The sequence below is a fragment of the Chryseobacterium vaccae genome, assembly GCF_009602705.1.
GTDB lineage: Bacteria > Bacteroidota > Bacteroidia > Flavobacteriales > Weeksellaceae > Chryseobacterium > Chryseobacterium vaccae.
This window is the reverse complement of sequence record NZ_VSWH01000001.1, coordinates 1040981-1053897: the sequence shown is the minus strand read 5'-3', so window position 1 is coordinate 1053897 and position 12917 is coordinate 1040981. Positions and strand designations below refer to the sequence as shown.

Genomic DNA, 12917 nt, shown 5'->3' with positions numbered 1-12917 from the left:
TTGCTTTTCAAAATTATTAATACAAATATAGAAGAAAAAATCTTTAATAGAATTATGGAAATCCGTAATTCGGATGTTTTTTTTATTTCTATTTTTATGTAGTATCAAAAATTAGAATGATGATTAAAAATATACTTGGATTAGACTTGGGAACCAACTCCATTGGCTGGGCCTTAATAGAGGTTAATGAAAATAATATTCCTATTCGCATTATTGCAATGGGCTCCAGAATAATTCCTTTGTCAACAAGTGATAAAGAAGAATTTCAAAGAGGTTTGTCAATCACAAAAAATCAAAGTAGAACAGTAAGCCGTACTCAGCGAAAAGGATATGATAGAAAACAATTAAAGAAAAGTGATTTAAAGAAAATTCTAAAAAAATACAATATCTTCCCATCAGAAGAATTATTGAAACTTCCAATGCTTGATTTATGGAAACTGAGAAGTGATTCTGCTAATCCTAATGAAAATATTTCTGCAGAACAATTAGGGCGTATTCTCTATATGCTTAATCAGAAAAGAGGTTATAAGTCTGCCAGAAGTGAGGCTAATTCCGACAAAAAAGATACAGATTACGTTCAGGCGGTAAAAGGACGTTACGCTCAGTTAAAAGACAGAAATCAGACTATTGGGCAGTATTTTTATGAAGGACTTTCTAACGCGTTTTCAGACAAAAATAATCAGCAGTATTTCAGAATCAAAGAAGAAGTTTATCCAAGAGAAGCTTATATAGAAGAGTTTGATACTATTATTAATGCTCAAAAAGACAAACACGATTTTCTTACAGATAAGGTGGTTCATCAATTAAGAAATGAAATCATTTATTTTCAAAGGAAATTGAAATCTCAAAAAGGATTAGTGAGTATCTGTGAATTTGAAGGCTTTGAGAAAACTATTTTTGATAAGGGAAAAAACAAAAATAAATTGGTATTTGTCGGGCCAAAAGTTGCTCCTAAAACGTCTCCATTGTTTCAGCTTTGCCGAATCTGGGAAGTTGTGAATACAATTACATTAAAAATAAAAAATCCAGAAGGAAGCAAATATAAATGGGGTGAAAAAATTCCGGATTTAAAGGAGAAGGAAATTTTAGCAGATTATTTATTTAAAAATGAAAATTTAAGCTTTACTAAACTTCTCGAAATTTTAGAATTAAAAAGAGAAAATGTATATGTGAACAAGCAAATCCTGAAAGGCATTAAAGGAAATGAAACATATGCAGTTCTTCATAGTGTTTTAGGCGATAATGAACTTTTGAATTTTGATGTATCTATCATTACTTCAAATTATACTGCGATATTGGTAGATAAGAGGACAGGAGAAATTCTTGAAGAAAGAGCAGGACTTGAACTTGATGCATCATTGGAAAGAGAGCCGTTGTATCAACTGTGGCATACCATTTATTCTCTGAAGGATTTAGATGAATGTAAAAATGCTTTAATTAAAAGATTTGATTTTGATGAAGAAGTTGCCGAAAAGTTATCTAGTATCGATTTTAATAAACAGGCTTTCGGAAATAAATCGAATAAATCGATGAGAAAAATTCTTCCTTTTCTGATGGAAGGCTATAATTATTCTCAATCTTGTAGCTTAGCGGGCTATAATCATTCCAATTCTCTGACGAAAGAAGAAAAAGAACAACAAATTACTTTAAGCCGATTAGAGCTTCTTCCTAAAAATAGTTTGAGACAACCTATTGTTGAGAAAATTCTGAACCAGATGATTAATGTGGTTAACGCAATTCTTGAGCAATACGGAAAACCATCTGAAATTAGAGTTGAACTTGCACGTGAGCTTAAACAAAGTAAAGACGAGCGAAACGAGACCGATTTACAAAATTCTAAAAATAAAAAACTTAATGAAGAAATCGGAAAAAGGCTGATTGAATTAGGCTTGCCTGAAACCAAACGGTACATTCAAAAATATAAGTTCATATTTCCATCACTTAGTAAAAATCTGAAAGATGCTCACGTCAATAATCAATGTATTTATTGTGGAGAAATCTTCAATTTAACAGAAGCTTTAAGTGGAGATGCTTATGATGTTGACCATATTGTACCGAAAGCTTTATTGTTTGATGACTCTCAGACCAACAAAGTTTTGGTTCATCGAAAATGCAACTCAACAAAAACGAATCAAACTGCGTACGATTACATTGCGACAAAAGGCGATGAACAGGTTAGGGTATATTCGGAACGGGTGGATGACTGGTTCAAGAGAGGAATTATCTCTTACAGTAAAATGCAAAGGCTGAAAGTTTCACATAAAGAATATCTTGAAAGAAAGAAACTTGGAAAAGAAACGGAAACAGATAAAAAGCTTTGGGAAAATTTCATTGACAGACAATTGAGGGATACTCAATATATTTCTCGCAAATCAAGGGATATTTTACATAAAATATGCAATAATGTAACAACAACAGAAGGTGGAGTGACTGCAAAACTCCGTAATTTATGGGGTTGGGATGATGTTTTAATGAATCTTCAAATGCCTAAATACAAAGAATTAGGACAAACCGTCACCAAAGAGTGGACAAGCGAACACGGAAAAAGAAAACATCAAAAAGAAGAAATCGAAAACTGGACAAAAAGAGATGATCATCGTCATCACGCGATTGATGCTTTGGTAATTGCCTGTACAAGACAAAGTTTTATTCATAGGATAAATACTTTGAATTCGAGTGAAACAAAAGATTTGATGGTAAAAGAAGTTGAGGAAGCTAAAATAGAATTTAATGAAAAAACTACACTTTTAGAAAAGTATCTAAAAACTCAGAAACCTTTTAGTACACAAGAAGTGATGCAAGAAGCAGACAGGGTTTTAATTTCTTTTAAAGCAGGTAAAAAAGTAGCAACAATAACCAAATTTAAAGCGACAGGAAAAAATAAAGCGACAGGTGTGATTGTTCCAAGAGGAGCTTTACATGAACAATCTGTTTATGGGAAAATAAAAGTAATTGAGAATGATAAACCTTTAAAATATTTATTTGAAAACTCAGATAAAATTGTAAATCCAGGGATTAAAAATCTTGTTGAAACAAGGCTTTCAGAAAATGAAAATAATTCTAAAAAGGCTTTATCAACATTAAAGAAAAATCCAATCTTTTTAAACGAAGAAAATTCTGAAATTCTAGAAAAAGCATCTTGTTACAATGATGCAACGGTATTGAAATATAAATTACAAAATTTAAAAGCAAGTCAAGCCGATGATATTGTTGATGAAAAAGTAAAATTTTTGGTAAAAGAAAGACTTGCTCAATTTGGAAATAAGGAAAAGGAAGCTTTCAAAGATATCCTTTGGTTTAATGAGGAAAAACAAATTCCGATTATAACAGTCCGTTTGTTTGCCCGTCCCGATGCTAATAATTTACAGACAATTAAGAAAGACAAAGATGGTAAAGATATAGGCTTTGTTCTGACAGGAAATAATCATCATATCGCCATTTATGAAGATAAAGATAATAAGCTTGTTCAGCACAGTTGTACATTTTGGCATGCAGTAGAAAGGAAAAAATATAATATTCCTGCTGTTATTGGAAATTCATCAGATGTTTGGAGCCAATTATTAGATAAAGAACTTCCAGGATCATTTTTGAATAAATTACCAGCTGATAAACTCAATTTGAAGTTCAGTATGCAGCAAAATGAAATGTTTATTCTGGGTTTATCGCAAGATGAATTTGATGAAGCAAGAAAAAATAATGATAAATCTTTATTGAGTAAATATTTGTATTTGGTATGGAGTATTTCTGAAAATAATTATTGGTTCAGGCATCATTTAGAAACTAAAAATTCTGATTTAAAGAAAACTGATGGAGCTAAAGAAAGTAAAAGACTTTATAATATTAGAAGTTTAGGCTCTTTATTTTCTTTAAATCCAATAAAAGTCAGATTGAATCATTTAGGAGAAATTACCAAAATAGGAGAATAATAATTATGATCACCCGTTCCATCTACATCGGTAACCCTGCTTATCTTAAACTTAAAGATGAACAGATGTATATTTTAGAGCCTTCCACTAAAGAAATGAAGGGTAAAGTTCCGGTGGAAGATTTGGGATTATTGATGTTGGATCACTTCCAGATTACGATCTCACATCAATTGATTCAGAAAATGATGGGAAACAATGTAGTAGTGGTGAGTTGTGATGGTCATCATTTACCACATGGAATTATGCTTCCGCTTTATGGACACACTGAACATTCTGATCGGATTAAAGATCAATTAGAAGCCAGTGAACCTCTCAAAAAACAACTTTGGAAACAAACTGTAGAATGTAAAATTGAAAACCAAAAAGAAGTTTTAAAACGCTTAGGAAATTATTACGAACCGATGATTGATTACCAGAATAACGTGAAAAGCGGTGATGTTACCAATATGGAAGGTATTGCAGCACAACATTACTGGAAATACCTCATCAGTCTGGATTTTCTGAGGCAGCGTTTTGGAGATTCGCCTAATCAATTTTTTAATTTTGGGTATTCGGTTCTCAGAAGCATTGTGGCAAGAGCGATTGTAGAGACCGGATTGCTTCCCGTTCTCGGAGTTTTTCATAAAAATAAATATAATCCTTATTGTCTTGCCGATGATCTGATGGAGCCTTATCGCCCTTTTGTCGATTTATTGGTAATGCAATGGCTTGCAATCCATTCAGAAACGGAAGATTTAACTAAAGAATTTAAAGCTTTTATCTTACAGATTGCGACCAAAGATGTGAAAATAGATGATAAAACCAGACCATTACTGGTAGCCGTAAAAACAACAGCCACATCACTGTATAAATGTTATACGGGAGAAAAACGCCTGATCTCTTATCCTGAACTGATATGAATGCCGAAAGGTTTAATGCTTATCGAATTATGTGGGTTTTAGTATTATATGATTTGCCGACAGAAACTAAAGCCAATATGAAAGACGCTAGCCGCTTTCGTAAATCTTTGCTTGATGATGGTTTTACGTTATTTCAGTTTTCAATGTATGTAAGGCATTGTCCTAGTCGTGAAAATGCTGAGGTTCATATTAAAAGAGTAAAATTCATGCTTCCAAAAGCCGGAAAAGTAGCTATTATGTGCATTACCGACAAACAGTTTGGAGATATTGAGATATTCTTTGCCAGAAATAAAGAAGAACCCCCTCCAACCTTTCAACAGCTTGAATTATTCTAATTTTTAAATCCTAAAAACAAAAACAATCTGCTGATTTTCAGCAGATTGTTTTTTGAGGCTGTGACTAATCACGAAGATAATAATTTTTGAAAGCAATTCACAACGAAGCAAAGAAACAAAACAAAGAGATTATGGCTGTGACTAATCACGAAGATAATAATTTTTGAAAGCAATTCACAACTTGGTTTCAGCCCAAGTTACAAAGTGAATAGCTGTGACTAATCACGAAGATAATAATTTTTGAAAGCAATTCACAACTGTTTTTACAAAAAGGACAGAATAGGAGAAGCTGTGACTAATCACGAAGATAATAATTTTTGAAAGCAATTCACAACGACCAATTCAAAGACACTTACATAGAAAACGGCTGTGACTAATCACGAAGATAATAATTTTTGAAAGCAATTCACAACTAATGCCAGGACTAAATAGAATATAATATTGCTGTGACTAATCACGAAGATAATAATTTTTGAAAGCAATTCACAACTAATAGTTCCAAGTCCTAATACTTTTCTAAGCTGTGACTAATCACGAAGATAATAATTTTTGAAAGCAATTCACAACAATATGATATGTCTAATGCTGAGCATAAAAGCTGTGACTAATCACGAAGATAATAATTTTTGAAAGCAATTCACAACCTTACTTACAATGATCAACATTTACCCCATGCTGTGACTAATCACGAAGATAATAATTTTTGAAAGCAATTCACAACGAAAGGCAGTCGCAGAAGAAAATGCTAGAAGCTGTGACTAATCACGAAGATAATAATTTTTGAAAGCAATTCACAACGGCTGCACATGATTTCCAACGGAAAGGTTGGCTGTGACTAATCACGAAGATAATAATTTTTGAAAGCAATTCACAACTATTGTTTAAGCCTTACAAAACTTAAACCCGCTGTGACTAATCACGAAGATAATAATTTTTGAAAGCAATTCACAACCACAAGGGCAAATCATTCACAACTGGAAAAGCTGTGACTAATCACGAAGATAATAATTTTTGAAAGCAATTCACAACTTTACCTTTAATGTTTTGACCTCTTTTCTCGCTGTGACTAATCACGAAGATAATAATTTTTGAAAGCAATTCACAACCCAGAAGGGTATGAAATTGATAAGTTTGATGCTGTGACTAATCACGAAGATAATAATTTTTGAAAGCAATTCACAACAGGATCAAACAAAAAGAAAAAGCATTGGGAGCTGTGACTAATCACGAAGATAATAATTTTTGAAAGCAATTCACAACAGGAAGAAAGCTCTGAAGTAGAATTTAATTGCTGTGACTAATCACGAAGATAATAATTTTTGAAAGCAATTCACAACCTATCAAAAGGCGTTGAGGTTTAAAAAGAAGCTGTGACTAATCACGAAGATAATAATTTTTGAAAGCAATTCACAACTCATTGCTTTCCATTGCTTTTTTTATATCTGCTGTGACTAATCACGAAGATAATAATTTTTGAAAGCAATTCACAACCAATCGATAATGAGTTCGCCAAATGGAATTGCTGTGACTAATCACGAAGATAATAATTTTTGAAAGCAATTCACAACTTGTTTTCTGAAAAGGTTTGAAGAATTATTGCTGTGACTAATCACGAAGATAATAATTTTTGAAAGCAATTCACAACTATGATTTGGTACAGAATACACGACGACAAGCTGTGACTAATCACGAAGATAATAATTTTTGAAAGCAATTCACAACTATTACGATGGATGCGAACAGCCGGAAATAGCTGTGACTAATCACGAAGATAATAATTTTTGAAAGCAATTCACAACGGAACGCTTGAGCAGGTGCAAGACGCTTCTGCTGTGACTAATCACGAAGATAATAATTTTTGAAAGCAATTCACAACCAGGTACAATCATAATGAAATTCTATGTCAGCTGTGACTAATCACGAAGATAATAATTTTTGAAAGCAATTCACAACAGAACTGTTTGTGCTAATGGTGAACTCAGCGCTGTGACTAATCACGAAGATAATAATTTTTGAAAGCAATTCACAACGTGATACGGCTGATGAAATGAAATCTATTTGCTGTGACTAATCACGAAGATAATAATTTTTGAAAGCAATTCACAACCCGCCTACAGTATCGGTACACTTAAAAGCTGCTGTGACTAATCACGAAGATAATAATTTTTGAAAGCAATTCACAACGTAGTTATTTACCAGTCCTTTTGGAATGCTGCTGTGACTAATCACGAAGATAATAATTTTTGAAAGCAATTCACAACATTCAGACGAACCATTTTAACTGGGGCCAGGCTGTGACTAATCACGAAGATAATAATTTTTGAAAGCAATTCACAACAACAACGGCCATGTTGTCTACCGCCCTGGAGCTGTGACTAATCACGAAGATAATAATTTTTGAAAGCAATTCACAACGCAAATTGTTTTCGATGCTAATACTGAGGCGCTGTGACTAATCACGAAGATAATAATTTTTGAAAGCAATTCACAACTTGAACTGTTGCAGCACTACTGCTCAAAGAGCTGTGACTAATCACGAAGATAATAATTTTTGAAAGCAATTCACAACAACAACGGCCATGTTGTCTACCGCCCTGGAGCTGTGACTAATCACGAAGATAATAATTTTTGAAAGCAATTCACAACGCAAATTGTTTTCGATGCTAATACTGAGGCGCTGTGACTAATCACGAAGATAATAATTTTTGAAAGCAATTCACAACTTGAACTGTTGCAGCACTACTGCTCAAAGAGCTGTGACTAATCACGAAGATAATAATTTTTGAAAGCAATTCACAACACGATTATTTAACGTCAGCGCTCCCGGAAGGCTGTGACTAATCACGAAGATAATAATTTTTGAAAGCAATTCACAGCCATATCACCTGATAATTTCTCGTTAGCTATGCTGTGACTAATCACGAAGATAATAAATTTTGAAGGCTCTTCACAGCACCAGAAGATCATTAAATTTCTCTTGCTGAGCTGTGACTAATCACGAAGATAATAATTTTTGAAGAATTTCTTTTACAGGATCTGTAATGATTACCGGCTCGTCAATGTAGGAACTACAGGAAATAAGCAGGCTGGCAGTGAGGGACAGGAATAGAATTTTTTTCATGGCTTTATTTTTGATGCAAAAAAAATACTTTTTAATGAAACAGAAGTGAGATCAGCCGGAATGTGATAAAGATCATTACAACAAACCGCCTGTAGCACTTACAAACTGCCTATTATTATGAAATTATTTTTGTCCAGGCAGCCAGTTTCTTTATAAACGATAACCATAAAAACTATTAAATAATAACTCATGAAAGTACATTTAATTATTCTCATTTTATTTTCTTCATTCCTTTTCGGACAGAATTCAAGCTTTATTTATGATTTGAGATACAAACCGAACTCAGACAGCACCAAAACTGAAAAACTTACCTATTATCTGGACGTAAGGGAAAAGGAGTCCCTGTTTCGTTCCAACAAGTTCAGGAGATCAGATTCATTGAGGGTAAAGAGAGGAACTCCTGAAGGATATGATACCCAATTTAATAACAGACAGCTATATGTCAAAAAGAATTTCACGTCTAATGAAACCAAAAGATATGTTTTTGTTCCGATAGTATATAAAACATATGCTATTGATATTACAGACCAGCTTGACTGGAAAATTTCAGATGAGAAACAAATGATCGGCAGCTATAACTGTCAGAAAGCTGAAGTAAGTTATGGAGGAAGAAACTGGGAAGCATGGTTTACCACAGATATAGCCATTTCTGACGGACCTTATATTTTTAAAGGGCTACCCGGATTAATTGTAAAAATAAATGATGAAAAATCCGATTTTCAGTTTAATTTGGTTCAGGTAAAGAACTCCAACTGGAAAGAGCTGTATCCTGCAAAAATTGAAAAAATGATTGCGTGGAGCGATTATGAAAAGCTTCAGAGCGACTTTTACAGTGATCCGCTTTCTGCCGTAAAACCATCTGCTATTACCAACTATGATGAGGCAGGAAATGTCGTGAAAACTGATTTAAGAGAGATGAGAGAAATGATGAAGAAACATATCCGCGCACAAAATAACCCTATAGAACTGAATCATAAAGTGGAGTATAAATAAAGAATAGAGCTGAAATCATCGAGATATCTGATAAAGGTTTTCACTGTTTTACTTGCCTTATTAGAAAAATCAGAGCAATAAATTTATTTCTTGATGTATGTTAAGGTGATAATAGGATGAGGTTTTCTATTTTTGGAATCTCAAAATTGATGATTTTGAATTTTTAAACTTTAAGTAAAGAAAATTTTTTAAACAAACTAAATAGTATGAAAAAACTTAGCGTAATTGCATTAGTAGGAGTAGGATTGCTTGCAGCATCATGTAATAAAGAAAAATCAGCGGAAACTCCGGGTGCAGCTCAGGAGCAGACTGTTGCAGAAAGCAAAGGAGAAGTGTTGGCAGTGGATACTGTGGCTTCTATCGTAAACTGGAAAGCTTTCCATAAAGGAGGTTTTGCTCCACGTTGGGGTACACTTAATGTAAAATCAGGGGATTTAAGTGTTGAAGGAGGACAGGTTACTGCAGGAAACTTCGTAATTGATATGAAGTCTCTGAAAGTTGATCCGGCTTCAGTAACTGAAAAAGATAAAAAACCTGAAGATCTTGTAGCCCACTTAAAAAATGAAGATTTCTTTAACGTTGAAAAAAATCCGGTTTCAGATTTTAAAATCACAAGCGTAGCTGATCTTAAAGAAGCCCCTAAAGATGCCGTAGCAGGAGCTAATAAAACAGTAAGCGGAAACCTTACTTTATTAGGAAAAACAATGAACGTAACTTTCCCTGCTAAAGTAGATGTAGCTGAAGGTACAGCAGCTGTTCAGGCTAAATTCACTGTAAACAGAGCTGACTGGGGAATCAAATTCGGTACTTCAGAAGCAGATCCTGCAGAATGGATGATTAGCAAGGATATCGAGATTGCTGTGGATGTAAAGGCTAAGAAATAAGCTTATCAGATTATACATAACAAAGAACCGCTTCATTTTTCTGAAGCGGTTTTTTTTGTCCGGATATTTCTGAATGGAAAATCCTTGTTATTTAATCTCAGTTCGAGAGAAGTTCTGAAGGTCATCCATAATACATGTTGATCTTTTTTAAAGTGATTTGATTTTACAGTGATCTTCAAATACCTGTAACCGGAAGTAACTTCCATCTTCCATTCTTCCATCTTCCAACCTTTAATCTCAGTTTCCTTAATCCAAATTCAGATTATTTAACGATTTCATTATAATATAAAGGAAGATTACTCTCTTTATCGAATCCCATAATAATGATCCGGTAATTTTTAGCATCGTCATTGTTATAAAATTTAATAGAAGAATCGTCGCTGGAATCCACATCAAAGGCTGGGTTCCAGTAAAGAGTGCTTCGGCTGTCTTGTTGAATACGGTTAAATGCTCCGCCTGAATAGTCCAGGTTATTAAATAGCTCAGGCTTGTCATATCCTCTGAGTGAAACCTGCTTGAGCTGGGTAAACATCTCAGAAGTGGGGATTTTCCCCTGGCTTCCGCCTCTTTTGGTGTAGATGAGAATAGCACCGCCGGATCCACCGCCAAATCCTCCCATGAAGTAGTCTTTGATAATCTTTACCATAGCAACATCAGACATGGAAAGAAATGAAATCTGCTCAGGGCTAATAATCATCTCATCCAGATAGATCATAGGCTGGGCCCCCCTGATTAAAGGAACAAAAGCACCCTCTCTTTGCTGTATCTGAAGACCTGCAACCCTGCCTTGCAGCCATTGCATCACATTCGTGTGTCCCTGAGCTTTACCTTCATCATTAACAAAATCAAATACGGTTTCATTACTGCTCCTGAATAAAGGACTGCTTAATTCGTCATTGAGTTTCTTGGTCAGGTCTTTTTTCTGTGCTCTTAATTTTACCTCCTGAATATTGATTATTTTTTCATTAATCAATTTCTGATTGCTTTTTGTAGTTATGGAGCGGGTAATCTCTTCAGGAAGAGGATCATTGGGTAAGCGCTTCGTGAGAATGTATCTGCTTTCAGGCAGGCTGCTTCTGTACGGGACAAAATTATAATTGGGCTGAAAAATAACCTGAACCTGCTCTTTAGGAACTTTGGTTTCTTTATTCTCTCCATTTAACTGATAATGAAATTTAAACAGATCGTGAAAAATCAGTCCGCCCAATGTGAAGAATCCATTCGCATCTGTTTTCACAGGATAAAGGCCCATGCTTTGCTTTTCTGTGTTAAATATTAAGTTTAAAGTGGCATTAGGGGCCGGCTTTCCTAATACAGATACCTTTCCCTTGTAAGAAATATATTGTTCCGGATTATTTCTGATGATCGGGAAATCTCCTGCCATAACAGATTTCCAGTCAAATCTTTTCCATTTTTCAGAAATTAGAACAGCATCCAGTGCATCGGAATTATGCCCTTTTGTAAAATACTGATAAGGAGAAGACAGTTTCGAAGTTATATCTCCCGTAAGCCATAATGTGCTTAAAAGGCTGTTGTCGTCTTCTGTACTTTGAAAACGGCCATCCGCCACAGCTACAGTATAATGAGACACACTATTATCTGTATTTATTTTGAAAGAATTTAAAGCACGCGGGGCTTCATTTAATGAAGAAGACAGGGTAGGCTGTTTCACTTTTAGCTGGTCAGGCTTTACAAAGCAAAGTCTCTGGGTAATAACAGCATCCTTGTCATCAATAACAATGATCTGGAGAATTCCGTTAACAAGTTGTCCGGCAGGTATCGTATACACTTTTTCGTCAGATAATGTATTGATGACAGACTTAAAAACCAACTGATTATTAATTGTACCTATAACTTTGTAAAAAGTACTGGGATTAGCTATGTTTTTTGATTTTAATGAATATTTGATACCATCTGTCCTGCTTTCAACCTGAAGATTAATTCCGGAAGATGAAACAGCAGGAAGATTAATGCTTTGCTGGTTTCCTTTTGCGTCCTCTACAAAGAGTTTATATGTTTTACCGCTTTGGGGAGTCATTCGGAATGAGCCTACATTTTCATCAAAACCTTTAAAACTTGCAATCTTCTCATCGGGTTTTGCCGTATCAACAACATAACCATTCCAACTGGAAGGCATAGCCCCTTTAGATTGTATTCTTACAGCAAGCTTTGTATTGATTCCGTTGATAAATGTACCGCTTTCAGGGTAAACAGAAGCTGTCCATGGAGAATTGATGTTGAGCTCCAGTTTTTCAGGAGAAGCCGGATTATAGACAGGAATCTCTTTTACCAGTTGAAAGCCCTCACTGAAGTTAGTCATCCAGGTAGTATAGGCTCTCATATAATACACGTCTTCTTTCATAGATTCAGGAAGAGTGAAGCTTCCGTTGCCCTGACCATCGAATAAAGGAACTAGTTTTTTATCAATGAGTACTTTATTCCTGTCATATAATTCTACGAAAAGATTGGTCGAAATATCAGAAGGAGTGTATCCATCAAATACAAAAGATTTGAACCATATATGGTCTCCTGCTAAATAGCTGCTTTTATTCAGCAATAAATGTATTTTTTCCTGAGGATATTTTTCTTCAAGGGTCTGGATGGCCAATTCTGCTTTATCCTGAGCTGAAAGGCCCATGAATACATTTAAAGTAAATAATAGTATTAGTTTTTTTGACATCTTGTTTATTTACTGATTGAATTTTTTTTTTAATAATGACTAAAAATACATTATTTGTTTTTCCAGAACAAGTATTTTT

The 12917-nt window shown here is 34.3% G+C and carries 8 protein-coding genes and 1 CRISPR repeat array; of the genes, 5 read left to right on the top strand and 3 right to left on the bottom strand.

The window, feature by feature from the left end:
- The first annotated feature begins 116 nt into the window (after positions 1 to 116).
- The 3 genes from cas9 to cas2 are packed head-to-tail and all read left to right on the top strand — an operon-like array spanning position 117 to position 5160.
- Entirely contained in the window at positions 117 to 3926 is a 3810-nt protein-coding gene (gene cas9 / locus FW768_RS04820) for a type II CRISPR RNA-guided endonuclease Cas9 (RefSeq protein ID WP_153393128.1), read from the top strand.
- Positions 3927 to 3931: 5 nt separating this feature from the next.
- Positions 3932 to 4825, top strand: a complete 894-nt coding sequence (cas1, locus tag FW768_RS04815) for a type II CRISPR-associated endonuclease Cas1 (protein ID WP_153393125.1) — start codon at positions 3932 to 3934, stop codon at positions 4823 to 4825.
- A complete protein-coding gene (gene cas2, locus FW768_RS04810; protein WP_153393122.1) occupies positions 4822 to 5160 on the top strand; it encodes a CRISPR-associated endonuclease Cas2 in 339 nt (112 codons plus the stop codon). The genes cas1 and cas2 overlap by 4 nt, the downstream gene beginning before the upstream one ends.
- Positions 5161 to 5217: 57 nt before the next feature.
- Positions 5218 to 8114: a CRISPR direct-repeat array (repeat unit 47 nt; unit sequence GCTGTGACTAATCACGAAGATAATAATTTTTGAAAGCAATTCACAAC).
- A 41-nt stretch (positions 8115 to 8155) separates the two neighbouring features.
- On the opposite strand, the gene FW768_RS23805 is transcribed toward cas2, so the two are convergent.
- On the bottom strand, positions 8156 to 8281 hold the full coding sequence (locus FW768_RS23805) for a hypothetical protein (RefSeq protein ID WP_262885769.1): 126 nt from the start codon (positions 8279 to 8281) through the stop codon (positions 8156 to 8158).
- Positions 8282 to 8470: 189 nt separating this feature from the next.
- Here FW768_RS23805 and FW768_RS04805 point away from each other — a divergent pair, with 189 nt between their 5' ends.
- Together FW768_RS04805 and FW768_RS04800 are read left to right on the top strand one after the other, a co-directional pair.
- Positions 8471 to 9274: a GLPGLI family protein gene (locus FW768_RS04805; protein WP_153393120.1), complete on the top strand. Its 804-nt coding sequence runs from the start codon at positions 8471 to 8473 to the stop codon at positions 9272 to 9274.
- A gap of 206 nt (positions 9275 to 9480) precedes the next feature.
- A complete protein-coding gene (locus FW768_RS04800) occupies positions 9481 to 10158 on the top strand; it encodes a YceI family protein (protein ID WP_153393117.1) in 678 nt (225 codons plus the stop codon).
- Between the two features lie 32 nt (positions 10159 to 10190).
- Here FW768_RS04800 and FW768_RS04795 read toward each other — a convergent pair whose 3' ends face one another.
- Positions 10191 to 10379: a hypothetical protein gene (locus tag FW768_RS04795; protein ID WP_153393114.1), complete on the bottom strand. Its 189-nt coding sequence runs from the start codon at positions 10377 to 10379 to the stop codon at positions 10191 to 10193.
- A 41-nt stretch (positions 10380 to 10420) separates the two neighbouring features.
- Positions 10421 to 12838, bottom strand: a complete 2418-nt coding sequence (locus FW768_RS04790; protein ID WP_153393111.1) for a hypothetical protein — start codon at positions 12836 to 12838, stop codon at positions 10421 to 10423.
- Positions 12839 to 12917: the final 79 nt, after the last annotated feature.

Bases quoted from the DNA above. Each gene is read 5' to 3' on its own strand.
- FW768_RS04790 (WP_153393111.1), bottom strand. From the start codon at position 12,838: ATGTCAAAAAAACTAATACTATTATTTACTTTAAATGTATTCATGGGC.
- FW768_RS04805 (WP_153393120.1), top strand. From the start codon at position 8,471: ATGAAAGTACATTTAATTATTCTCATTTTATTTTCTTCATTCCTTTTC.
- cas1 (WP_153393125.1), top strand. From the start codon at position 3,932: ATGATCACCCGTTCCATCTACATCGGTAACCCTGCTTATCTTAAACTT.
- cas9 (WP_153393128.1), top strand. From the start codon at position 117: ATGATGATTAAAAATATACTTGGATTAGACTTGGGAACCAACTCCATT.
- FW768_RS04800 (WP_153393117.1), top strand. From the start codon at position 9,481: ATGAAAAAACTTAGCGTAATTGCATTAGTAGGAGTAGGATTGCTTGCA.
- FW768_RS23805 (WP_262885769.1), bottom strand. From the start codon at position 8,281: ATGAAAAAAATTCTATTCCTGTCCCTCACTGCCAGCCTGCTTATTTCC.
- FW768_RS04795 (WP_153393114.1), bottom strand. From the start codon at position 10,379: ATGGAAGAATGGAAGATGGAAGTTACTTCCGGTTACAGGTATTTGAAG.
- cas2 (WP_153393122.1), top strand. From the start codon at position 4,822: ATGAATGCCGAAAGGTTTAATGCTTATCGAATTATGTGGGTTTTAGTA.